18 protein-coding genes are annotated in these 22,746 nt (G+C 70.0%); 1 reads left to right on the top strand and 17 read right to left on the bottom strand.

What is annotated here, in order from left to right:
- Window positions 1-177 precede the first annotated feature (177 nt).
- The 17 genes from ACFWFZ_RS22070 to ACFWFZ_RS21990 all read right to left on the bottom strand — a co-directional run bounded on the left by ACFWFZ_RS22070 (window position 178) and on the right by ACFWFZ_RS21990 (window position 22,055).
- Window positions 178-2,019 (bottom strand): hypothetical protein, encoded by a 1,842-nt coding sequence (locus ACFWFZ_RS22070; RefSeq protein WP_387124499.1) that lies wholly within the window; start codon window positions 2,017-2,019, stop codon window positions 178-180.
- A gap of 354 nt (window positions 2,020-2,373) precedes the next feature.
- The gene (locus ACFWFZ_RS22065) at window positions 2,374-2,757 is read right to left on the bottom strand and encodes a DUF6113 family protein (RefSeq protein WP_387124498.1); all 384 of its coding nucleotides are present in this window, start codon (window positions 2,755-2,757) and stop codon (window positions 2,374-2,376) included.
- Window positions 2,754-3,650 carry an N-acetyl-1-D-myo-inositol-2-amino-2-deoxy-alpha-D-glucopyranoside deacetylase gene (mshB, locus tag ACFWFZ_RS22060; RefSeq protein WP_387124497.1) on the bottom strand — a complete coding sequence of 299 codons (897 nt, stop codon included), beginning with the start codon at window positions 3,648-3,650 and terminating at the stop codon, window positions 2,754-2,756. Before mshB ends, ACFWFZ_RS22065 begins: the two co-directional genes overlap by 4 nt.
- 85 nt (window positions 3,651-3,735) lie before the next feature.
- Entirely contained in the window at window positions 3,736-3,930 is a 195-nt protein-coding gene (locus tag ACFWFZ_RS22055; RefSeq protein ID WP_030036986.1) for a hypothetical protein, read from the bottom strand.
- 360 nt (window positions 3,931-4,290) lie between these two features.
- On the bottom strand, window positions 4,291-5,355 hold the full coding sequence (locus tag ACFWFZ_RS22050; protein WP_387124496.1) for an ABC transporter ATP-binding protein: 1,065 nt from the start codon (window positions 5,353-5,355) through the stop codon (window positions 4,291-4,293).
- Window positions 5,348-6,331, bottom strand: coding sequence for an ABC transporter ATP-binding protein (locus tag ACFWFZ_RS22045; RefSeq protein WP_387124495.1), 984 nt, complete (start codon window positions 6,329-6,331; stop codon window positions 5,348-5,350). The genes ACFWFZ_RS22050 and ACFWFZ_RS22045 overlap by 8 nt, the downstream gene beginning before the upstream one ends.
- Window positions 6,332-6,343: 12 nt before the next feature.
- Window positions 6,344-7,270 carry an ABC transporter permease gene (locus ACFWFZ_RS22040; protein ID WP_387124595.1) on the bottom strand — a complete coding sequence of 309 codons (927 nt, stop codon included), beginning with the start codon at window positions 7,268-7,270 and terminating at the stop codon, window positions 6,344-6,346.
- Between the two features lie 85 nt (window positions 7,271-7,355).
- Window positions 7,356-8,279, bottom strand: coding sequence for an ABC transporter permease (locus tag ACFWFZ_RS22035; protein ID WP_387124494.1), 924 nt, complete (start codon window positions 8,277-8,279; stop codon window positions 7,356-7,358).
- A gap of 67 nt (window positions 8,280-8,346) precedes the next feature.
- A complete protein-coding gene (locus ACFWFZ_RS22030) occupies window positions 8,347-9,975 on the bottom strand; it encodes an ABC transporter substrate-binding protein (RefSeq protein ID WP_387124493.1) in 1,629 nt (542 codons plus the stop codon).
- 107 nt (window positions 9,976-10,082) lie between these two features.
- Window positions 10,083-11,009, bottom strand: a complete 927-nt coding sequence (locus tag ACFWFZ_RS22025; RefSeq protein ID WP_387124492.1) for a GNAT family N-acetyltransferase — start codon at window positions 11,007-11,009, stop codon at window positions 10,083-10,085.
- A gap of 147 nt (window positions 11,010-11,156) precedes the next feature.
- Window positions 11,157-12,209 (bottom strand): ABC transporter ATP-binding protein, encoded by a 1,053-nt coding sequence (locus tag ACFWFZ_RS22020; protein ID WP_387124491.1) that lies wholly within the window; start codon window positions 12,207-12,209, stop codon window positions 11,157-11,159.
- Window positions 12,202-13,293, bottom strand: a complete 1,092-nt coding sequence (locus tag ACFWFZ_RS22015) for an ABC transporter ATP-binding protein (RefSeq protein ID WP_387124490.1) — start codon at window positions 13,291-13,293, stop codon at window positions 12,202-12,204. Before ACFWFZ_RS22015 ends, ACFWFZ_RS22020 begins: the two co-directional genes overlap by 8 nt.
- A gap of 9 nt (window positions 13,294-13,302) precedes the next feature.
- Window positions 13,303-14,226 carry an ABC transporter permease gene (locus ACFWFZ_RS22010; RefSeq protein WP_387124489.1) on the bottom strand — a complete coding sequence of 308 codons (924 nt, stop codon included), beginning with the start codon at window positions 14,224-14,226 and terminating at the stop codon, window positions 13,303-13,305.
- A gap of 24 nt (window positions 14,227-14,250) precedes the next feature.
- Window positions 14,251-15,177, bottom strand: a complete 927-nt coding sequence (locus tag ACFWFZ_RS22005; RefSeq protein ID WP_387124488.1) for an ABC transporter permease — start codon at window positions 15,175-15,177, stop codon at window positions 14,251-14,253.
- A gap of 198 nt (window positions 15,178-15,375) precedes the next feature.
- Entirely contained in the window at window positions 15,376-17,028 is a 1,653-nt protein-coding gene (locus ACFWFZ_RS22000; protein ID WP_387124487.1) for an ABC transporter substrate-binding protein, read from the bottom strand.
- Window positions 17,029-17,501: 473 nt separating this feature from the next.
- The gene (typA, locus tag ACFWFZ_RS21995; RefSeq protein WP_376659825.1) at window positions 17,502-19,406 is read right to left on the bottom strand and encodes a translational GTPase TypA; all 1,905 of its coding nucleotides are present in this window, start codon (window positions 19,404-19,406) and stop codon (window positions 17,502-17,504) included.
- 333 nt (window positions 19,407-19,739) lie between these two features.
- Entirely contained in the window at window positions 19,740-22,055 is a 2,316-nt protein-coding gene (locus tag ACFWFZ_RS21990; protein ID WP_387124486.1) for an ABC transporter family substrate-binding protein, read from the bottom strand.
- 346 nt (window positions 22,056-22,401) lie between these two features.
- On the opposite strand from ACFWFZ_RS21990, the gene ACFWFZ_RS21985 reads away from it, so the two are divergent.
- On the top strand, window positions 22,402-22,647 hold the full coding sequence (locus tag ACFWFZ_RS21985) for a hypothetical protein (protein ID WP_387124485.1): 246 nt from the start codon (window positions 22,402-22,404) through the stop codon (window positions 22,645-22,647).
- Window positions 22,648-22,746: the final 99 nt, after the last annotated feature.

Genomic DNA, 22,746 nt, shown 5'->3' with positions numbered 1-22,746 from the left:
GCCCGTCCGGCGTTCGAGGACCGGGGTCCGGGCCGCGGCCCCGGCCGGCGGGGCGGGGCGCGGCCGGGCGGGCGGGCGGGCGGGCTGGAGCAGTCGGCCGCCCGTGCGGTTGCCGTGCGGCGGACACGGCGGTGCCCCCGCCCGGGATCCGGGCGGGGGCACCGTCGGCGGCGTGTCTCAGCTGGGGTTGGTGTCGATGACCACGGTCCGCTCGGCCGTGGTCTTGCCGCGCAGGGCCTTGGCGAGCGCGCCGACGACGTCCTGCGGGGTGACCGCCGTCTTGGCGCCGGTGCCGCGGGTGATCAAGACCCCGTCGAAGGTGTTCCCGTAGGTCGCCTTGAGCGCCTCCAGGTCGAACTTCTCGGTGAGGCGGCCGTCCACGGGCTGCATGCTGAGGATCTTGGGCAGTGACAGCTTGCCGAAGGCGATGGACTTGGTGCCGGCCTTGACGGTGGCGTTGGCGGACATCGCGGGCTCCGCGAACTCCTTCATCGCACGGTCCAGTTCGGCCTGGTTGATCGTCGGTTCCCGGGTGGTGGTGGGCAGCTGCAGGACGGCCGCCTTGCCGGTGCCGATCTGATCGCGGAAGGCCTTGGTGACGAGGTCGACGGAGCCGTCCACGTCCAGGGTGGTGCCCGCCTTGCCGGGGACGGCGACGGCCTTGCCGGTGTCGAAGGTGATGGTGCCCTCGGTGACGGAGCCCGCCGTGCCGGCGAGTTCCTGGAGCGCGACCGTGAGCTTCTCCTCGTCGACGGGCATCACGGCGTCGGCGACCCGCTCGTTGCCGAGGAGCGAGCCGATGACCGTGATGGGGTTGTAGTCGCTGCCCGCGGCGTTGCGGACCGTGGTCTGGCTGTCCAGGGTCAGGCCGGCCTTGTCGGGCTTCAGCTCGACCGGCTTGCCGCCGACGCTCAGCTGGAGCGGGGCCGCGGCGCGGGTGCCGAAGGCCGTCTGGAGCTTGGCGACGGCCTCGTCGCGGCTGCCGCTGATGTCGACGCCGAGGACGGTGGTGCCCTTGGGGACGTCGGAGTGGTTCAGGAGCAGCCCGGCGCCGTAGGCCACGCCGAGGAGCGCCACGATGCCGCCGCCGACGAGGACCAGCTTGGAGCGGCCCTTCTTCGCGGGCTTGGCCGGCTTCACGGCAGCCTTCTTGTCCGCGGGCGCAGTGGGGCGCGGGGCGGTCGGCGAGGGGGCCGGAACGGGGGTCGGCAGCGGGCCGTCCAGGTCCGGACCGGGCCAGCCCGCCGCCTCCGCGTCGGAGGGGCCGCCGCCGGCGGGACGGGAGCCGAAGCCGGGGCCGCCGGTGGGGCCGGCGGGGCCGTCGGCCTGGCTGTCGTAGACGGGGAACGCCTCGGTGGACGGGCCGCCGTCGCCGTGGCCGGTCCCGTACGCGGGGAAGCCCTGGGTCGTCCCGACGCCGGGGCCGCCGGGCATCGGCGCCGCCGGGGCGGGCGCCTGCTGCGGGGCGTAGCCCGTGCCGTAGTCGGCGACGGGCGGCGGCGGGGTGCGCGGCGGCGCGTACGCGGCGTCCGGCGCCGGCGGTGCCTGGGTGTGCGGCGGAGGCGCGAAGCCACCGCCGGACGGGGACGGGGGCGGCGTCGGCGTCGCGCCGGGCACCCGCCTGGCGAGCGGCGGCGCCTGGGCGGCCGGCGGCATCTGCGCGGCGGCGGGCGCGGCGGGCGCCGCGGGCGCGGGGGTGGGCGGCTTGCGGGGCGCGAACCAGTTGCTGGCGGTCTCCTCGGCCTGCGCCGGGGCCGGGTCCGGCTCCGGCGCGGCCTCGACACGCGTCGGGCGGGGACCCGGCCGCTGCGGGAGCGGGGGCTCGGCCTGCTGCCCGGGCGCCGGCTCCGGCGGGGTCGGTGTCCCGCCGCCGGACGTGCCGGTGTTGGTACCCATCGACTTGCGCACGACCACCGGGGGGATCGGCCGCGAACCCGGGATGTTGATCCGGATCCGGGTCGTCAGGGTGGTCTCGGTCTTGGGTCCGTCGGATTCGGGCGTGGACGGATTCGAGGTCACAGGGTTCTCCTCCGGGGCGGTCGCCGCGCCAGGCCCGGGCACAGTCGTGGACGGGTGCTGGCCGGTTCCGTACGGCGGCGTACCCGAGGGGTAAGCGGCTCCACCGTGCCCCTTGGGCCCGGAGGACGAACTGTCGGTTTCACGACTCAAGGCAGGTTCTCCCGGTTGGCTCCGCCGCCCGTCATACCGTGCGCGGGCAGCTCGGCGGCCCGTCCACCATACTGGCCGCCGCCCGCGCGCAACTGACCGGCAGGAATCAGGGGTTCCTCTTAGGCCCCTCAAACCCCCCTGAAGCGCCACGAGAGACCCCGCGTGCACCTGTCCGCCGGACTCCCTACGAGGTCCGACACCACGTCACTTGACGGGCCGGGAGGCCGAAACCGGCCGTTCGGTGGGAAGGGTGACCGTGGCACACATCACAGCCAGCACCGTTCCGCCCAAAAGGTAGGCGTACATGCCGATTCCGGACGAACTGAGGACGAAGTCCCCCTCGGGGCGCGGGAGGCTGAGCACCACATAGGCGAGGAACCAGCCGACCGCGCCGCCGCCCACCCCGAGGCCGGTCCCGAGAGCGAGCCGGCCGCCGAGGAACAGCCCGAAGAGGGCCAGCAGTGCGAGCAGCAGCCCGCCGGGGAACCACAGGTCGACCACCAGCCAGCCGGCCGCGCCGGTCAGCGCACCCAGCACCAGCAGGCCCAGGCAGCCGGCGATGCGGCCCGCCGTGAGGGTGCCGGTCACGCGTCCACCCCCGCGAAGAGGTCGCGTTCGCGCTCGCCCGCCGCGACGCCCGGCCGGCCTTCGACCAGTTCGTAGTACTCGCGGGCGAACAGCGGCTGCGCCAGGTCGTTGGAGAGGGCGAAGAAGGGCCCGTCCACGGCGATCTGGGTGGCGTGGGCCCGCATGGCCGCCGCCTTGGCCGCCACGAGGGCCTCGTCGGCGTCGATCTCGGCGGTGATCCGCTCGTCGTCCACGACCCCCGGTACGTCCTGGGGCGAGGCCAGCCCCGGGAAGGGCACCCCGTCCCCGGCGGCGCTCAACCGGGCGAAGCCCTCCTCGACCACCGAGAGCGGGACGCGGTTCCAGTAGATCTTCCCGATCGTGTGGGGGTCCCCGAGGTCGCGCCGGTACGCCTTCTCCGCGGCCAGTTCGGCGGCGCGCATGGCGACCCGGTGGGCCTGGATGTGGTCCGGGTGCCCGTAGCCGCCGTCCGGGTCGTAGGTGACGAGCACCTGCGGGCGCAGCTCCCGGATCACCTCCACGAGGTATGCGGCGGCCTCGTCCACGTCGGCGGACCAGAAGGCCTCCGGGCGGCGGTTCTGCGGGGCGCCCATCATCCCGGAGTCGCGGTAGCGGCCGGGGCCGCCTAGGAACCGGTGGTCATGGACGCCCAGTTCGGCCATGGCGGCGGCGAGTTCGCCGATCCGGTGGGTGCCGAGGGTGTCGTCGCGGTCGGCCGTCAGGTGGCCGAGGGCGGGCGGGATGACCTCGCCCTCCTCGCCCCGGGTGCAGGTCACCAACGCGACGTGGGCGCCCTGGGCCGCGTACTTGGCCATGGTGACGCCGTTGTTGATCGACTCGTCGTCGGGGTGCGCGTGCACGAAGAGCAGACGACGGGCGGGAAGACCGTTCATGGGCCTAGCGTAGGGGGTACCCCGCGCCGGACCCGGCCTGCCCGCCCCGCCCGGCGGGCCCCGGCGACCACTGCCGGGACACCGCCTAGAACTTGATGCCGCTGATCATGCTCGCCACGTTCGAGGTGAGCTGGCTGAGGGTCGGGGCGATGGTGGAACTCGCCAGGTAGAAGCCGAGGAGCACACAGACCACCGCGTGTCCCGCCTTGAGGCCCGCACGGCGGACCAGCAGGAAAACGATGATCGCCAGCAGCACCACGGCAGAGATCGAGAGTGCCACGGCGTTTCACCTCCACGTCGAGCGGACATCGGTACGCGTATTCGTGCTCGGCGAGAGTCATACCCACCGTGCGCTACGGATCATAACTTTCCGTGCCAGCGCATCGATCGAAATCCGGCAGCACAAGGGGCGCATGCCGCGCACGTGCGGGGTCACACAAAGGCCGGCCGGGGGGCGTTTACGCCCTCCGGCCGGCTGTCGGCACCCGCACGGCCGCACAGCACCCAGCCTGCCTGCCCCAGATCTCGGGGCAGAAACGGTCAAGTTGCCTGGATGTAAACCGAGTTGGGAGAACGCTCCCGCCCCCGCAAGTGCAATTCGACGGGTGTCCGGAAATGATCGGTCGGCGGGGTGAGCGTCTCAGTCCTTGTGCAGTCCTCCGGTCCGGTCGGTCTCCTCCGGCGGCACGTGCGGGACCACCCGCCTCTCCGCCGCGAAGTGACATGCCGAAGGATGCGCCGCCGGGCCGGAGGGGAAGGCCTCCGGGATCGCGAGCAGCGGGGCCTCCGTCGTGCAGCGGTCCTGGGCCTTCCAGCAGCGGGTGCGGAAGCGGCAGCCCGACGGCGGGTTGGCCGGGGACGGGACGTCGCCGGAGAGGATGATCCGCTCGCGCCGGGCGCGGGCCTGCGGGTCGGGGACCGGCACGGCCGAAAGCAGCGCCTGCGTGTACGGGTGGGTCGGGTGCTCGTAGATCTCGGCGTCGGTGCCGATCTCGACGATCCGGCCGAGGTACATGACACCGACCCGGTCGGAGATGTGCCGGACGATCGACAGGTCGTGCGCGATGAACACGTAGGACAGGCCGAACTCGTCCTGCAGCTTCTCCAGCAGGTTGACGACCTGCGCCTGCACGGAGACGTCCAGGGCGGACACCGGCTCGTCGGCGACGATGATCTCGGGCTGGAGGGCCAGGCCGCGGGCGATGCCGATGCGCTGGCGCTGGCCGCCGGAGAACTGGTGCGGGTAGCGGTTGATGTACTCCGGGTTCAGGCCGACGACGTCCAGCAGCTCCTGGACCCGCCCGCGGCGCGAGCCCTTGGGGGCCACCTCGGGGTGGATCTCGTACGGCTCCCCGATGATGTCGCCGACCGTCATGCGCGGGTTCAGCGAGGTGTACGGGTCCTGGAAGACCATCTGGATGTTGCGGCGCACGGCCTTCAAAGCGCGCGCCGACAGCCGGCTGATGTCCTCGCCCTTGTACGCGATCGAACCCGAGGTCGGCCGTTCCAGGTTGACCAGCATCCTGGCCACGGTGGACTTGCCGCAGCCGGACTCGCCCACGATGCCCAGCGTCTCGCCGGCGTGCAGGTCGAAGGAGACCCCGTCGACGGCTTTGACCGCGCCGACCTGCCTCCTGAAGAGGATGCCCTGGGTGAGCGGGTAGTGCTTGGCCAGGTCCTTCACCTCAAGGAGGGGCTCAGCCATGGAGGCACTCCTTCCAGAAGTGGCAGGCGCTGGCCCGCGGCACGGGTGACTCCGTCACCGGGTACAGCGGCGGGACGTCGCTGCGGCAGACCTCCTGCGCCATCGGGCAGCGCGGGTTGAAGGCGCAGCCGGGCGGGATGCGGAGCAGGTTGGGCGGCAGGCCCTTGATCGCGTAGAGCTCCTGGCCCTTCTGGTCAAGGCGCGGGATGGAGTCCAGCAGGCCGCGTGTGTACGGGTGCGCGGGTGCCTTGTAGATCTCGTGGACGGGGGCCGCCTCGACGATGCGGCCCGCGTACATGACCGCGATCCTGTCGGCGACGTCGGCGACGACGCCGAGGTCGTGGGTGATCAGGATGAGGCCCATGTTGAGCTCCCGCTGGAGCTCGGCCAGCAGGTCCATCACCTGCGCCTGGACGGTCACGTCCAGGGCGGTCGTCGGCTCGTCCGCGATGATCAGCGAGGGCTCCAGGGCGAGCGCCATGGCGATCATGATGCGCTGGCGCATACCGCCGGAGAACTGGTGCGGGTAGTCCCCCACCCGCTGCTTCGCCGCCGGGATCCGCACCCGGTCCATCAGCTCGACCGCCTTGGCCCGGGCGTCCTTGCGGGACGTGCCGCGGTGGACCTCGTACATCTCGCCGAGCTGGGCGCCCACCGTCAGCACCGGGTTCAGGGCGGACAGCGCGTCCTGGAAGATCATCGCCATCTCGGCGCCGCGGATCCTGCGCCGTTCGTCCTCCTTCATCTTCAGCAGGTCGCGGCCCTTGAAGAGGATCTCCCCGCCGGCGATCCGGCCCGGCGGTACGTCCAGGATCCCCATCACGGCCTGGGCGGTCACCGACTTGCCGGAGCCGGACTCGCCGAGCACGGCGAGCGTCTCGCCCTCGTCCACCGAGTAGTGGACTCCGTTGACCGCCTTCGCGACTCCGTCGCGCGTCTTGAATTCCACGTGCAGGTCGCGGACGTCGAGCAGCATGTGCGGGGCTCCTCAGCGCAGCTTGGGGTCGAGGGCGTCGCGCACCGCGTCGCCGAGCATGATGAAGGCGAGCACCGTGATGCTGAGCGCGCCTGCGGGCCAGAGCAGCATGTGCGGGGCGTTGCGGATCTGCGAGGCCGCGTTGGAGATGTCGATGCCCCAGGAGACGGTGGGCGGGCGCAGGCCGACGCCGAGGAAGGACAAGGTCGCCTCCAGGGCGATGTACGTGCCGAGCGCGATCGTGGCGACGACGATGACGGGGGCGACGGCGTTGGGCGCCACGTGCCGCAGCAGCATCCGGGCGTTGCCGGCGCCCAGGGCCCGGGCGGCCTGGACGTAGTCGTTCTGTTTGGCGGTGATCACCGAGCCGCGGGCGATGCGGGCGATCTGCGGCCAGCCCAGGAGCACGATGAAGCCGACCACGGGCCAGACGGTGGTGCTGGTGACGACGGACAGGAAGACCAGGCCGCCGAGGACGACCGGAATGCCGAAGAAGATGTCGGCGACCCGGGAGAGCAGGGAGTCGCCCCAGCCCCCGAAGAAGCCGGCGAGGCCGCCGAGGGCGGAGCCGAGCAGGGCGGCGCCGAGGGTGGCGCAGACGCCGACGGTGATGGAGGCGCGGGCTCCGTAGACGGTGCGGGTGTAGACGTCGCAGCCCTGGGTGTCGTAGCCGAAGGGGTGGCCGGGTGCGGAGCCCTGCTGGGACTTGGAGAGGTCGCACTGGAGGGGGTCGCCGCTCGCGATGAGCTGCGGCCAGATCGCGATGACGACGAGAAAGAGGATCAGAGCTGCGGAGACGACGAAGACGGGGTTGCGGCGCAGCTGGTGCCAGGCGTCGGACCACAGGGAGCGGGCCCGCTCCCTGGGGCCGGACGCGCCCGGTCCGGCGGTCTTCTCGATGCCTTCGACGCTCTCGGCCTCGTCCAGTGCGAGATCCATGGGTCCCCCCTGACCGGTGGGCGAGACGGCTTCCTTGGGGCGGGGGCCGACCGGGTCGTAGCCGGCGGGTTCGGGGCGCTCGGGATCAGGCATAGCGGATCCTCGGGTCCAGGACCGCGTAGAGCAGGTCGACGAGCAGGTTCGCCAGCAGGAAGACGATGACGAGGATGGTCACGAAGCCGACGACCGTGGGCGAGTTGTTGCGCAGGATGCCCTGGTAGAGCTGGTAGCCGACGCCGTGGATGTTGAAGATCCGCTCGGTGACGATGGCGCCGCCCATCAGGGCGCCGATGTCGGTCCCGATGAAGGTGACCACCGGGATCAGGGAGTTGCGCAGCAGGTGGCGGGTGACGACCCGGTGGCGGGGCAGGCCCTTGGCCGTGGCGGTGCGGACGTAGTCGGCCTTGACGTTCTCGGCGATGGAGGTGCGCGAGAGGCGTGTGACGTAGGCGAGGGAGACCAGCGCGAGGACGATGCCGGGCAGGATCAGCTCGTTCAGGGGTGCGTCCGGGGAGACGGTGGGCCGTACCCAGCCCCATTGGACGCCGAAGAGGAACTGGAGCAGGTAGCCCGTCACGAAGGTGGGCACCGAGATGACGACGAGGGTGAGGACGAGCACGGAGGAGTCGACGGTCCTGCCGCGGCGCAGGCCGCTGATCACGCCGAGGGTGATGCCGATGACGACCTCGAAGAAGATCGCGACGAGGGTCAGGCGCAGGGTGACGGGGAAGGCGGCGGCCATCAGCTCGGTGACGGACTGTCCGTTGAAGGCGGTGCCGAAGTCGCCCTGGAAGATCTGCCCCATGTAGTGGAGGTACTGCTTCCACAGGGGCTGGTCGAGGTAGAGGTCCTTGCGGATGCGGGCGGCGGTGGCCGGGTCGGGGGCCTTGTCACCGAAGAGGGCCGCGACCGGGTCACCGAGCGCGTACACCATGAAGAAGATCAGGAACGTGCTGCCGATGAACACCGGGATCATCTGGAGCAGCCGCCGGATCACATAACGTCCCATGGAGTGCTCCATGCTGTTGGCGGGCGCGGCGGGCCCCCGCGGTGCGGAGGGCCCGGATCCGGGGGGGTCAGATCACCTTGATCTGGTCGTAGACCGGGACGCTGAACTGGTTGAGGGCCACGTCCTCCAGGCGCTCGGAGTAGCCGGCGCTGCCGTTCTGGTACCAGAGCGGGATGGACGGCATCTGCTCGGCGAGGATCTTCTCCGACTCCTGGAAGCCGGCGATCGCCTTGGCCGCGTCGCTCTCCTGGTTCGCCTGGTCGATGAGGGCGTCGAACTCCTTGTTGCTGAACTTCCCGTAGTTGGAGGAGGCGCCGGTGTAGTAGAGCGGCTGCAGGAAGTTCTGGATCAGCGGGTAGTCGGCCTGCCAGCCGGAGCGGAAGGGGCCGGTCAGCTTGTAGCTGCTCTGCTGGTTGCGGAAGTCTGCGAAGGTGCCGACCGGGTTGACGGTGCAGACCGGGCCCTCCCCCAGCGCGTTGTTGATGCTGTTGCAGACGGCGTCCATCCAGTCGCGGTGCGAGCCGGTGTCCACGTTGGAGGTCAGCGTGACCTTGCCGCCGGGGAGGCCGCCGCCCTCCTGGATGAGCTTCTTGGCCTCGGCCGGGTCGTAGACGCAGGCGTCGCCGCAGGCGGTGGCGGAGAAGCCGCCCTTCTCGCCGAGCGCCGGCGAGGTCCAGTCCTTGGCGGGTGTCCGGGTCTCCCGGAAGATCTGCCGGGTGATCTCGTCGCGGTTGATGGCCCGGGAGATGCCCTGGCGGACCTTCTCCATGCCGGGCTTGCTCCACTGCGGGTCGTACAGCGGGAAGGTGAGGGTCTGGATGATGAGGGCCGGCTGGTTGATGTACCGGTCGCCGAGGTCGTTCTGGACGTTCTTCAGCTGCTGGGCCGGGACATCGTCGACGAGGTCGAGGTTGCCGGAGATCAGGTCGGTGTAGGCGGTGTTGTTGTCGGTGTAGACCTTCAGGTCCACGCCGCCGTTCTGCGCCTTGTCCTCACCGGGGTACGCGTCCCACGTGCGCAGCTTCATCCCGGTGCCCTTGCTGTACGAGTCCACCAGGTACGGGCCGTTGCCGATCGGCTTGTCCAGCCAGGCGGTGTGGTCGGTGAAGAAGGCCTTGGGGAGCGGCGAGAAGGCCTGGTAGCCGAGGGTCTCGGGCCAGGTGGAGAACTTGTTCTTGAGGGCGACGGTGAAGGTCTTGGAATCCTTGACCACCAGCCCGGACATCGTCTTGCCCTTGGGCTCGCCGGACGCCGGGTGGACGTCGTCGTAGCCGACGATGTCGGAGAAGAACGGCGCGTTGTTCTGCTTGTTGCGCACGTCCGCGCCGTAGTTCCAGGCGTCCACGAAGGACTGTGCGGTGACGGGCTCGTCGTTGCTGAACTTCCAGCCGTCCTTGAGCGTGACGGTGAAGTTCTGACTGTCCGTCGTCTCGATGGACTCGGCGAGCATGTTCTTGGCCTCGCCGGTCTCGGGGTCGTAGCGCTTGAGGCCGCGGAAGAGCATGTCGAGGACCTTGCCGCCCTGCACCTCGTTGGTGTTGGCGGGCTCCAGCGGGTTCTGCGGGTCACCCCACGACGAGCTGACGATCCCCGCTTCGCCACCGCCGCCGCTGTCGCTCCCGCCGCCGCAGGCCGTCGCCACGAGGGCGACGACCACCGCACCTGCGGCCCATTTGGCGTGGGTGGCTCCGCGCATCAAGTGCCTCCTATGGCTCCCAAGACTCACTTAGGGGCCAATGTCACCCTATGCGCGGTCCCCCACACGCATGGTTGGACCGATTGCACCCGCGCGTCCTGCCCCTGTCACCCCTGGGGGTGCAAAGCCAGCTCCCAGGCGTCGACGCCGTAGTGCAGGGCCATGCCGTGCGCCTCGTAGAGCGCGAGTGCGCCGGTGGCGTTGTGGGTGTCCACGCCGAGGCCGATGGTGTCGCGGCCGCGCGCCGCGTGGGCGGCGAAGCCGTGGCGCAGCAGGAAGCCGCCGACGCCCCGGCCGCGCACGTCGTGGCGTACGCCTATGTGGCTGATCCAGGCCATGCTCGTCCGGTCGTCCCGGGTGAGCAGTACGGCCACGTCGCCCTCGCCGGGCAGGCTCGCGATCCAGACCAGCGACCAGTCGAGCCCCCGGCCCTCGATGTGGTCCAGCCAGGTCTCGTACGGGCGGTCCACATGGCCGAAGTGGGCGGCGAAGGTCTCCTCGACCAGGGCGTGGGCCCGGTGGCGGTCGGCCTCGTCGTCGCCGCAGTGGCGCAGGACGAGTCCGGCGGGCGGGGTGGGCGCGGGGTCGGCGGCCGCGGACAGGGAGCGCGTCATGACCTGGTAGCGGCGGATGGTGCGGTAGCCGCGCCCGGAGAGGAGGGCCAGGTCGATGGTGGGCGCCACATTGAGCTGGATCTTCAGGGTGCCCGTCCCGCCAGTGATCTCGCGGGCCCGGGCCTCCATGCGTTCCAGCAGGAGCGTCGCGGCCTCGTCGTGGCCGGGCAGGACGTAGTGGTCCCCGTCGACCCGGCCGGGTCCGGAGTCCGCCCAGACCATGGCGTAGGCCAGGAGCCGGCCGCCCTCGAAGGCGAGCCAGGAGTCGGTGGCCAGGTCCACGTCAGGGGCGTTGAGGTCGGACTCCACGGCGGTGAGGTCGGTCTCGGGCCGGCCGATCTCGATCACGTCCACGGCGTTCAGCAGGGCGCAGATGTCGGTGGCGTCCCCGGGACCGGCGGGTCGTACGGTGATGGTCATTGCGTCACTCTCCGGCCCGGGACACCGGCGTCGCAACCGGTTTGCGCGGAGCCCGGCCGGCGGCCGCGGGGGCGACGAGCGCAGCCGGCCCCCGGCGCCGTGAGGCGCCGGGGGCCGGCCTGGTAGAGCGTGGGTCGAGCCTGTGCGTCAGACGGCCAGGATGGCCTTCTCCTCGGCGAAGTGGCACGCGGAGTGGTGCGCGGCCGGGGTGTCCTGGCCCTTGAAACGCTCCGGGATCGCCAGCAGCGGCTCCTCGGTGGAGCACTTGTCCTGGGCCTTCCAGCAGCGGGTGCGGAAGCGGCAGCCCGACGGCGGGTTGGCCGGGGACGGGACGTCTCCGGTGAGGATGATGCGCTCGCGGCCCTCGCGGGCGGCCGGGTCGGGGACCGGGACGGCCGAGAGCAGCGCCTGCGTGTACGGGTGGGTCGGGTGCTCGTAGATCTCGGCGTCGGTGCCGATCTCGGCCATCTTGCCGAGGTACATGACCCCGACGCGGTCCGAGATGTGCCGGACGATCGACAGGTCGTGCGCGATGAAGATGTAGGACAGGTTGAACTCGTCCTGCAGCTTCTCCATCAGGTTGATGACCTGCGCCTGCACCGACACGTCGAGCGCGGAGACCGGCTCGTCGCAGATGATGATCTCCGGGTTGAGCGCGAGGCCGCGGGCGATGCCGATGCGCTGGCGCTGGCCGCCGGAGAACTGGTGCGGGTAGCGGTTGATGTACTCCGGGTTCAGGCCCACGACGTCCAGGAGTTCCTGGACCTTGCGGCGCCGGTCGCCCTTCGGGGCCACCTCGGGGTGGATCTCGAAGGTCTCCCCGATGATGTCGCCGACCGTCATGCGCGGGTTCAGCGAGGTGTACGGGTCCTGGAAGACCATCTGGATGTTGCGGCGAACGGCCTTCAGCGCGCGGCCGGACAGCTTGGTGATGTCCTGGCCCTTGTAGAAGACCTCGCCGGCGGTGGCCCGCTCCAGGTTCATCAGGAGCTTGGCGACCGTGGACTTGCCACAGCCGGACTCGCCCACGATGCCGAGGGTCTCGCCCTGGTACAGGTCGAAGGACACGCCGTCGACGGCCTTGACGGCGCCGACCTGCTTCTTGAACAGGATGCCCTGGGTCAGCGGGAAGTGCTTGACCAGGTTGCGTACCTGGAGGATCGGCTCGCGCTCGGTGGTCGTCTTGCTGAGCTCAGCCATGGATCTGGTCCTTCCAGAAGTGGCACGCGCTGCCGCGGCCGGGCAGTTCGGTGCCGTCCTGCTCGGTGACCGGGTGCAGGACCGGGATCTCCGTACGGCAGATGTCCTGCGCCTTGGGGCACCGGGGGCTGAAGGCACAGCCCGCCGGGATGCGGAGCAGGTTGGGCGGCAGGCCCTTGATCGCGTAGAGCTCCTGGCCCTTCTGGTCCAGGCGCGGGATCGAGTCCAGCAGGCCCCGGGTGTACGGGTGCGAGGGGCGCTTGTAGATCTCGTGGACCGGAGCGGTCTCGACGATCCGGCCCGCGTACATGACCGCGATCTTGTCCGCGACGTCGGCGACGACGCCGAGGTCGTGGGTGATCAGGATCAGGCCCATGTTCATCTCGCGCTGGAGCTCCGCGAGCAGGTCCATGACCTGGGCCTGGACGGTCACGTCGAGAGCCGTGGTGGGCTCGTCGGCGATGATCAGGTCCGGCTCCAGGGCCAGCGCCATGGCGATCATGATGCGCTGGCGCATACCGCCGGAGAACTGGTGCGGGTAGTCCCCCACGCGCGCCTTGGCGGCGGGGATCTTCACGCGGTCCATGAGCTCGATGGCCTTGGCCTTGGCGTCCTTCTTGGACATGCCGCGGTGGACCCGGAACATCTCGCCGAGCTGGTCGCCCACCGAGTAGACCGGGTTCAGGGAGGACAGCGCGTCCTGGAAGATCATCGCCATCTTGTCGCCGCGGAGCTTGCGGCGCTCCTCCTCGGACATCTTGAGGATGTCCTTGCCGTGGAAGCGCACCTCGCCGCCGGAGACGCGTCCGGGCGGGCTGTCGAGGATGCCCATGATCGCCTGGGCGGTCACGGACTTGCCGGAGCCGGACTCGCCGAGCACGGCGAGGGTCTCGCCGGCGCTGACGCTGTAGCTCACGCCGTTGACGGCCTTGGCGACCCCGTCACGGGTCTTGAACTCGACCTGGAGGTTGTCCACCTCCAGCAGCGGCACGGCGGACCCGCCGCCCGTCTCCGCAACGCTGAGAATCTCCGACGTCGTCACGCCGCCACCTTCGTCCTGCTTGCTGATGTTGTCTCGGAGCATCGGGCGGCCCTACCGCAGCTTCGGGTCGAGCGCGTCGCGCAGGCCGTCGCCGACGAAGGCGAAGCCGAGCACGGTGACGACGACGAAGAGGCTCGGGTAGAGCCACAGGTAGTCGTGGACGCCGATGAAGGCCTGACCGGCCGCCAGCATGTTGCCCCACTCCGGGACGTCGACCGGGACACCGGCGCCGAGGAAGGAGAGGGCCGCGACGCCGATGATCGTGGTACCGACGTTGAAGGTCGCGTAGACCAGGACGGGGGTCAGCGAGTTGGGCAGGATGTGCGTGCGGACGATCCGGCCGCCGCTGGCGCCGAGCGCCTTGGCCGCGTGGACGTAGTCCATCTCGCGCACCGACAGGATCGAGCTGCGCAGCAGTCGGGACACGGTCGCCCACGAGAAGACCGCGAGCGAGATGATCACCGGGGTGATGCCGCGGCCGGTGACCAGGATGATGACGACGGCGCCGATCATCAGCGGGAACGCGAGGAAGACGTCCGCGATGCGCATGACGAGGGTGTCGGCGAAGCCGGCGAAGTAGCCGGCGATGGCGCCGAGGGCGACACCGATCAGCACGGCGAAGAAGATCGAGGCGAGGCCGACGAACATGGCCACGCGGGTACCGGCTATGAGGCGCGAGAACATGTCGCGGCCCAGGGCGTCGGTGCCCAGCCAGTGCGTGCTGTTCGGCGACGCGAGGGTGTTCTCCAGGTCCTGCGCGCCGGGGTCGAACGGCGTGAACATGTTGCCGAAGATCGCGGTGATGAACAGCAGGCAGATGATCACGAGACCGACGACGGCCAGCTTGTTCTGGACGTAGCGGTGGCGGATCTCGCCCCACTGGGTGAGCTGCTTGGGGCTTGCTTCGGGGGCGGCCGGGGTGGCCGGCACGGGGCTCTCGTCCCCGATCGCCGGGCTCTTGACGAGCTCAGACATGAGGAAATCCTCCTTGGGGGGCGGTCAGCTGAGGCGGATACGCGGGTCGAGGGCCGCGTACAGCAGGTCCACGATGAGGCTGAGGACGACGAAGATGGCGACGCTGTAGGTCACCACGCCGATCACGATCGGGTTGTTCTGCTGCTGGATCGCCTGAACCAGTGCCAGACCGACACCGTCCCAGTTGAAGATCGCCTCGGTGATGAGCGCGCCACCGAGAAGTGCGCCGAACGAGATGCCCAGGTAGGTGACGACCGGGATGGACGAGTTGCGGAGCACGTGCTTGAAGAGCACGCGACGGCGCGGAAGTCCCTTGGCCACGGCGGTCTTCACGTAGTCCGCGCGCAGCACCTCCAGCATCGTGCCGCGGGTGAGGCGGGCGACGAACGCGATGTCGGTGATGGCGAGGGTGACCGCGGGGAGGATCATGCCTTCGAGCTTGTCTCCACCGAGCTGCGGGAACCACTGGAGCTCGACCGCGAACCACTTCATGAGCAGCATGCCGATCACGAACGTGGGGAATCCCACCGCCATGGTCGTGAAGAACGTCGTGGCCATGTCCAGGATGCTGTATCTGTACAGGGCGGCGATGATGCCGACGCCCATGCCGAACACCGTCACGAGAGCGATGGCCAGCAGGGCCAGCTTCGCGGTGTTCGCCAGCTTGGGGCCGAGGATCTCGGACACCTCGCGGCGCTGGATGAAGTCCTCGCCGAGGTCTCCGGTCGCGACCTTCGACACGTAGTTCACATACTGCTCGGGCAGCGACTTGTCGAGCCCGTACCGCGCCTTGAGCTCCGCGACCACCGCTGGGTCACGAGCCTTGTCGCTGCCCGCGATCGAACCCACGGGATCACCGGGGAGAACGAACAGACAAGCGAACAGAACCATGGTCGCGCCGATGAGGACTATGACCATCTGCCCGAGGCGACGGGCGACGTACCTTCCCATGTTTGTGCCTCTCTACCTGGCCGCTTCTGGGAGCAGCGGCCTCCGGCCCGAGGAACGGGCCGGCTCTCGGCCAGCGGGGATTGCCCGCGGATGTGAGGGGTGCCGAAGTAAGAACGGCCTGCCGAGCGGGGCCGCGGCCCACCGGTCACCCGGGGGCCGCGGCACGTTCGCTCCTGACGGATATACCGTCCGAACCGATTACTTCTTGAGCGAGATCTTCTCGAGGATCGGGTCCTCGTTGAAGTTGATGTCGTCCAGACCGTTGAACTTGTCGGTCGCCATCAGGCGGAACTGGGAACGGTTGAAGGTCGGGATGAGGGCCATGTCGTCCATGGCCATCTTCTCGGCCTGCTTGTACATCGCGATACGCGCGGCCTCGTCCTTGGTGGCGCGGGCCGTGTCGATCAGCTTGTCGAACTCGGGGTTGTTGTAACGGGCGCGGTTGTCACCGACCACGTTGCCCTCGGCGTCCTTGTTCATCGAGGCCGAGTGCAGCAGCGGGAACAGGAAGTTCTCCGGGGTCGGGTAGTCCGCACCCCACGCGAAGCGGTAGAGGCCGGAGGCCTGGCTGCCCTGCTGCTCCTTGAGCAGACCCGGGAAGTCCTTGCCGTCCAGCTTGACCTTCAGACCGAGGACGTCCTCAAGCTGACGCGCGACGGCCTGGACCCACTCTTCGTGGCCCGCACCGGTGTTGAAGGCGAACTTGATCTCCGTGCCCGGCTTCAGGCCGCCCTTCTCGGCGTGCTCCTTGGCCTTGGCGACGTCCTGCTTGACGCAGGAGGTGCACAGGTCCTTCTGGTACGCCTTCGGGAACGCCGGCGGCACGATGGTCGTCGACGGGGTCTGGAAGCCCTGGAAGACACCCTTGGCGATGGCCTGGCGGTCGATCGCGTAGGAGATCGCCAGACGGGCGTCCTTGTTGTTGGTCGGGCCGTTGTCACCGATCGGCAGAACCCAGTTCATGCCGTTGGTGTCCTTGGCGAACCACTTGTTCTGCGGCTTGAACTTGGCCTCGGCCGTCTTCAGCATCGGCGTCGGGATGTGCGCGTAGTCGAAGGTGCCGGCCTGGAAGCCGTCGTACTCCAGCTGGTGCGCGGTCTTGTCGTTGAGGAGGGTGACCTGGACCTTGTCCAGCTTCGCCTTCGTCAGGCCGTAGTCGTCGTTGCGGACGAGGTTGATGGCCTTGTTGTGCTCCCAGCTGCCGTCCATCTTGAACGGGCCGTTGCCGACGGGGGCCTCGCCGAACGCCTTGTCCTCTTCGCCGACCTTGGCGACCTTCGGGACCGGGCTGTAGGCGGTGTGCGCCGTCTTCAGCACGAACTCGCAGTCGGCCTTGGAGAGGTCGACCTTGATGGTGTGCGGGTCCGGGGTGGTGACACCGGAGAAGGTCTTGGCCGAGCCGTCCTGCAGCTCCGCGTAACCCTTGATGCCGGCGAAGTGGTACGCCACGTCGGACGCGGCGGCCTTGTGCGCGGAACGCGCCCAACCGCGGGCGAACGCCTCGGCGTCGACGACCTCGCCGTTGGAGAACTTGGTGTCCGCCTTGACCTTGAAGGTCCAGGAGGTGCAACCCTCGTCCGAGCTGGCCGACTCGGCCAGCGCGGGCTCGGCCAGGCCGTCCGGCGTGTTCGAGTACAGGCCGGTGAACAGGGCGTTCGACAGCAGGATGCCCGTGGACTCGTGGGCGCGCCCCGGGTCGATGGTGTCCGGCTCCGTGCTGCCCAGGCGGAACGTGCCGCCGCCGGCAGCGCTGCCCTTGTCCTTGCTGTCGCTACCGCCGCCACAGGCAGTCGCGGCCAGGGCGACGACAACCGCGCCCACGACCCACTTGGCGCTCTTGGCACCGCGCATGGGTTTCCTCCTCATGAGTCCACTGATCGACTTGAGGGGCATGAAAACCTCGCCGACACCCCTGACGGCGAGTGGTTTCCTGCCCATAGTGTGCTCGTGAGTCGGCGCGATCCCCACATCGCGTGACCCATTGACCCGAGCTCAATGGAGCCATCCTCAAGGACTGCCAGGCCGTAAACCACACTTAAGTGGTCTCGTTTTCACAACATCGATCCGCGGCAGAAACCCGAAATCCGGACAAACGGATAGGAGACAGACACGTGCGAAACGGACGGTTAGCTCATCATCCGGAGTGTCACGGTCGGTATGCGGACACCTGAACGCAAAAATCCGCTTGACAGAAGCGAACAGCCCCTTCCCGCACGGAGTCCGTGAGGCAAGGGGCTGCTGTTCTACCACGCCCGTGCGGCCGGCTGCGACCGCCGCGGCCGCCGCCCGGGCGAACCCGGGGCCGGCGGGCCCGAACGCGCTTACTACTTGGCGGACTTGGCGCGCGACGCGGTGCGCGAGCGCTCCTTCTGGTCCAGGACGACCTTGCGGATGCGGACCGCCTCCGGGGTCACCTCGACGCACTCGTCGTCGCGGCAGAACTCCAGGGACTGCTCCAGGGAGAGCTTGCGCGGCGGGACGATCGCCTCGAACGTGTCGGCCGAGGAGGAGCGCATGTTGGTGAGCTTCTTCTCCTTGGTGATGTTCACGTCCATGTCGTCGGCGCGCGAGTTCTCGCCGACGATCATGCCCTCGTACACCTCGGTGCCGGGGTCGGTGAACAGCACGCCGCGCTCCTGGAGGTTGGTCATCGCGAACGCGGTGACCGCACCGGCGCGGTCGGCGACCAGGGAGCCGTTGTTACGGGTGACCAGCTGGCCGAACCACGGCTCGTGGCCCTCGTGGATCGAGTGGCCGATGCCGGTGCCGCGGGTCTGCGTCAGGAACTCCGTACGGAAGCCGATCAGGCCGCGGGACGGGACGACGAACTCCATGCGCACCCAGCCGGAGCCGTGGTTCGACATGTTGTCCATACGGCCCTTGCGGACGCCCATGAGCTGCGTGACGGCACCCATGTGCTCCTCGGGCACGTCGATCGTCATGCGCTCGACCGGCTCGTGCACCTTGCCGTCGATCTCGCGGGTGACGACCTGCGGCTTGCCGATGGTCAGCTCGAAGCCCTCGCGGCGCATCTGCTCGACGAGGATCGCCAGCGCGAGCTCACCGCGGCCCTGGACCTCCCAGGCGTCCGGGCGCTCGGTGTCGAGGACGCGCAGCGAGACGTTGCCGATCAGCTCGCGGTCCAGGCGGTCCTTGACCTGGCGGGCGGTGACCTTGCGGTCCTTGACCGCGGCCTTGGCGTCCGCGCCCTTGCCGGAGCCGCCGCGGCCGACCATCGGGGAGGTGTTGGTACCGATGACCATGGAGATGGCCGGCTCGTCCACCGTGATCAGCGGCAGGGCGATCGGGTTCTCCGGGTCGGCCAGGGTCTCACCGATCATGATCTCGGGGATGCCGGCCACCGCGCAGATGTCACCGGGGCCGGCGACCTCGGCCGGCTTGCGGGTGAGCGCCTCGGTCATCATCAGCTCGGTGATGCGGACGTTGGAGATGCTGCCGTCACGCTTGATCCACGCGACCGTCTGGCCCTTGCGCAGCTCGCCCTGCTCGACGCGCAGCAGCGCGATGCGGCCGAGGAAGTTGTCGGCGTCCAGGTTGGTGACGTGGGCCTGGAGGGGGGCCTCCTCGTCGTACACCGGGGCCGGGACGTGCTCCAGGATGGTGGAGAAGAACGGCTCCAGGTTCTCGCTGTCGGCGGGGACGGTGCCGTCCTCCGGCTTGGTCAGCGAGGCGATGCCGTCACGGCCGCAGGCGTAGACGATCGGGAACTCGATCTGGTCCTCGTCGGCGTCCAGGTCCAGGAACAGGTCGTAGGTCTCGTTGACGACCTCGTCGATGCGGGAGTCCGGGCGGTCCGTCTTGTTGATGCAGAGGATGACCGGCTTGCGCTGCTGGAGCGCCTTGCGGAGCACGAAGCGGGTCTGGGGCAGGGGACCCTCGGAGGCGTCCACCAGCAGGACGACGGCGTCGACCATCGACAGGCCGCGCTCGACCTCGCCACCGAAGTCGGCGTGGCCGGGGGTGTCGATGATGTTGATCGTGATCGGGGCCCCGCCGTCCTTGGGGTGGTACTTCACCGCCGTGTTCTTGGCGAGGATCGTGATGCCCTTCTCACGCTCCAGGTCGTTCGAGTCCATCATGCGGTCGTCGAGCTGCTGGTGGGCGGCGAAGGCACCGGCCTGCTTGAGCATGGCGTCGACGATGGTCGTCTTGCCATGGTCGACGTGGGCGACGATGGCGACGTTACGGATGTCGTGGCGCGTGGGCACTTCGGCGCTTCTCCCGGGATCGTGGATGGCGTCACGTACGGCCTGGCACGCGCGCCTCGACCGGGCGAAAACCTGCCACGGCCTTACCCCATGGTACGTCGAATGGCGGGAACCGCCTGCCGGGGGTCTGTCAAGAGGCCGGAGGAATGAGCGCGGCCGAGCGTGAGGTGGGGTGCCCGGGCCGCCGTTCCTGCGGGAATACATGCGGGTCAACGGGTATCCACGACCTTGCCCGCCGGAGTTCCGGCGGGCAAGGGACTTGAGTCACATCTGAGCTTGTGACCTGTGGGTCAACCTGACAGGCACCCCTTTGTCACCACATCTTCGCCCGGGCTACTTCTTCTTCTCCTTGGCCTTCGGCGCCTTCTTCCAGCCGATGTCCTGGTAGCGGGGGGAGCCGAGGCCGAAGGCGCCGGCGTTGACCAGGCTGGGCTTGACCGCCACCAGCTCCGGGCGCTGGAAGAGCGGGATCGAGCCGGCCGCCGCCCAGATCCTGGCGTCGGCCTTGCGCACCAGCTCGCGGGACTGCGCCTCGTCCAGCTCCCCGAGGGCCTGATCGAACAGCTGGTCGATGTGGTCGGTGCCGACCCGCGTGTAGTTCTGCTCGACGAGGAGCGAGCCGTCCGCCGCCGGCTCCGGCTTGGCGAAGATCGGCCGGGCGTCGGTGGCGGGGAAGGCCGTCGCCGGCCAGGAGTACAGCGCCAGGTCGTACTGGCCCGAGGCGATGTGGTCCTTGAAGAAGCTGTCGTCGGCCACCTTGGTCGTCTCGGTGTTCACCCCGAGCTTGCGGAGCATCTGGGAGATCCGCTCACCGACGGTGCGCAGGGACTCCGAGCCGGGTCCGGCGGGGAGGACGAAGCGCAGGGTGAGCACCTTGCCGTCCTTGGCGAGCATGTTGCCCGAGGTGCGGGTGGCCTGCTTGGCCGGGGCCGGGGACCCCTCGGCGGGGTCGGCCGTGTCGCCGTCCTGGGCCGCGCTGCGCTTGCCGTCGTCGACGGGGCGGACCTTGGCCGCCTGGGCGAGGAGGGAGTCCTTCTGCTGGGCCCCGAAGGGGGCGGGGGCCAGGACCGGGGAGACGCGGTCCTGCTCGCCTTCCGCCGCGGCGGCGCCGTCGGCGGCACGGGTGTCGGAGGCGGTGTCGGAGCCCGCTTCGGCGGCCTCGCCGTCGGCCTCGTCCTCCTCGCCCACGATGTACAGGCCGTCGTTGCCGGTGCCCGGGCCCGCGGGGGTCTTGCCGTCGTCCTGCGGCGCGCTCTCCGGCCCGGCCTTGGCCCCGGCCGGCTCGGTGATCTTGCCGCCCCGGCGCCAGCCGGCGTCGGCGAGGAGGGCCTGGGCCGCCTTGGCGTCCTGGCCGCCGAGGGCGTCGCTGTTGTCGGCGTACGCCTGCTGCCCCGCCAGGGCCACGTGGCTGCCGACCGGCTTGGCGGGCAGGCCGAGCGGCTTCAGTACGAGGTCGGCCAGCGCCTGGCGGTCCAGCGCACGGGCCACGGCCCGGCGCACCCGCTCGTCCGCCAGCGGGCCTGACGCACCGTTCATGGCCAGCTGTGTGTAGGCGGGTTCCAGGGACTTGCGGACCGTGAATCTCCGCAGAGCCGTCTGCTCGTCCGCGTACCGCTTCACCGCCTCGGTGTGCTTGGCGCGCGCCTCCTTCTCCTGCTCCGCCTTCTCCTCGTCCGTACCGAAGGCGTTCGCCCAGGACAGCGTGGCCTGCGCCGGGGTCATCGCGGCGCCCGGGCCGTGCGCCGGGGCCCCGCCCGCGCCCGCGCCGCCCTTGCCGGCGGCGTCCCGGCGGGCCAGTGCGATGCGATCGGCCCCGGAGCGGTCGATCTCCGCCAGGTCGACCTTCCCGGCGGCCAGCGCCGCGGGGCGCTCGGCCCGCGGCACCGCCGTCAGGATGAGCGTGTCCAGCTTGGCCTGCCTGCCCCACCAGCGCGGGTTGCGCGTCAGGGCGGCGGTGCCCGTCTTCTTGTCGATCGCCCCGAGGGCGAAGGGCCCGGCGGTGGCCTTCAGGGTGCCGCGGGCGCCCTCGTTGAAGGCGTCCGGGGTGCCGGTGACCTGCTTGGGGTAGAGCGGGGAGAACAGCGAGCGCCAGTCCGCGTACGGCTTGGCGAAGGTGACCCTGACCTCCAGGTCGGTCTTGCCCTTCTCGATCTTCTCGATCCGCTCGTAGCCGGCGTTGCGCGCCGTCCAGTACGCCGTGTCCTTGCCGTTCAGGGCCCGCCACTGGGCCACGAAGTCGGGGGCGCCGATCTCCCGCCCGTCGCTCCACACGGCCTGCTGGTTCAGCTTGTACAGGACAACCTGCTTCGGCTCCCGCTCGATGACCTCGGCCTTCTCCAGGTAGTCGGGATTGGCCACCGGCCGCCCCTTGGCGTCCAGCACGAACAGGTGCGGCAGCACGGCCCCCGCGATCCTGCTGGTGGTCGCGTCCGCGTCGGCCTGGAAGGCGTTGAGGGTGTCCGGAAGGGTGTCCACCGCCCACCGCAGCACACCCCCGTCCGCGACCTTGTCGCGGGTGGTCGCGGCGATGTCCTGGCCTGCGGCGGCCGGCCCGCCCTCGTCGTCACCCGCGCCGCAGCCCGTGAGCAGCGGCAGTGCGAGGACTCCCGAGGTCAGGAGCGCCAAGGACCTGCGCCTTCTCTGGGACATGGGTGGTACCTCCGGGGCGGGGCGTGGGGGAAGCATGATCACGTTCGGCGGTATATGGAGCTGATCACACCGGTTGCCGGACTCCACTGAAATCGACGGCGCTCCGCACCCTTCGCAGCCGCCTCTCGCCACGCCGCGAACCCCACCCGTGCGGACCAATCCCGCTTGCGGGCGGGAGGGCGTTCCCCGGGAGAGGGATGGCAACGGGGGCCGGGGAGGGGCGCACAGTTCGCGCCTGCGCGCCCGCAATCGCTGCACGTCCCTTCACAACCGGGGACGCCAGGCGCGACACTCGCAGGCGCACATGAGCGTTGCCACCGCACCCTGGCGGAAGTGAGGGCAAGTCATGTCCCTGAACGACGATCTGACCGCAGTACGGCGCAACCTGGACGAGCTGGCGCGCAAGGTCGAGCGGCTGGAACAGCGGGCCGCGCGCCAGAAGCCCGCGCCGGCCCCGCCGGACCCGTCCCGGATGGTGACGGTCCCGGACACCCCCTACGACAGCACGCTGTGGACGGACTCCGACGACGAGGGCCTAGGGGGGTGCCCTGCCGATCACGCCGGGCTCGCGGCACCAGGCACCGCTCCCTGATCCGGCCTGATCGACAGGACACCCCGGCGGTCGTGACCGCCACGCGCCCTGACGCCGCCCGTACGCGGCCCGCACGCCGTCCACCCCGCGCCCCCGTCA

This window comes from Streptomyces sp. NPDC060232, assembly GCF_042726555.1.
Taxonomy (GTDB): Bacteria; Actinomycetota; Actinomycetes; order Streptomycetales; family Streptomycetaceae; genus Streptomyces.
Note: the sequence above shows the minus strand (reverse complement) of the source record. Positions and strands in the feature narration are given on the sequence as shown.

What these genes read in the sequence shown, in the direction of transcription:
- mshB (WP_387124497.1), bottom strand. Translation starts at nt 3,650, where the DNA reads ATGAACGGTCTTCCCGCCCGTCGTCTGCTCTTCGTGCACGCGCACCCC.
- ACFWFZ_RS22000 (WP_387124487.1), bottom strand. Translation starts at nt 17,028, where the DNA reads ATGCGCGGTGCCAAGAGCGCCAAGTGGGTCGTGGGCGCGGTTGTCGTC.
- ACFWFZ_RS21990 (WP_387124486.1), bottom strand. Translation starts at nt 22,055, where the DNA reads ATGTCCCAGAGAAGGCGCAGGTCCTTGGCGCTCCTGACCTCGGGAGTC.
- ACFWFZ_RS22025 (WP_387124492.1), bottom strand. Translation starts at nt 11,009, where the DNA reads ATGACCATCACCGTACGACCCGCCGGTCCCGGGGACGCCACCGACATC.
- ACFWFZ_RS22040 (WP_387124595.1), bottom strand. Translation starts at nt 7,270, where the DNA reads ATGGATCTCGCACTGGACGAGGCCGAGAGCGTCGAAGGCATCGAGAAG.
- ACFWFZ_RS21985 (WP_387124485.1), top strand. Translation starts at nt 22,402, where the DNA reads ATGTCCCTGAACGACGATCTGACCGCAGTACGGCGCAACCTGGACGAG.
- ACFWFZ_RS22030 (WP_387124493.1), bottom strand. Translation starts at nt 9,975, where the DNA reads ATGCGCGGAGCCACCCACGCCAAATGGGCCGCAGGTGCGGTGGTCGTC.
- ACFWFZ_RS22050 (WP_387124496.1), bottom strand. Translation starts at nt 5,355, where the DNA reads ATGGCTGAGCCCCTCCTTGAGGTGAAGGACCTGGCCAAGCACTACCCG.
- ACFWFZ_RS22005 (WP_387124488.1), bottom strand. Translation starts at nt 15,177, where the DNA reads ATGGGAAGGTACGTCGCCCGTCGCCTCGGGCAGATGGTCATAGTCCTC.
- ACFWFZ_RS22020 (WP_387124491.1), bottom strand. Translation starts at nt 12,209, where the DNA reads ATGGCTGAGCTCAGCAAGACGACCACCGAGCGCGAGCCGATCCTCCAG.
- ACFWFZ_RS22015 (WP_387124490.1), bottom strand. Translation starts at nt 13,293, where the DNA reads ATGCTCCGAGACAACATCAGCAAGCAGGACGAAGGTGGCGGCGTGACG.
- ACFWFZ_RS22035 (WP_387124494.1), bottom strand. Translation starts at nt 8,279, where the DNA reads ATGGGACGTTATGTGATCCGGCGGCTGCTCCAGATGATCCCGGTGTTC.
- ACFWFZ_RS22045 (WP_387124495.1), bottom strand. Translation starts at nt 6,331, where the DNA reads ATGCTGCTCGACGTCCGCGACCTGCACGTGGAATTCAAGACGCGCGAC.
- ACFWFZ_RS22010 (WP_387124489.1), bottom strand. Translation starts at nt 14,226, where the DNA reads ATGTCTGAGCTCGTCAAGAGCCCGGCGATCGGGGACGAGAGCCCCGTG.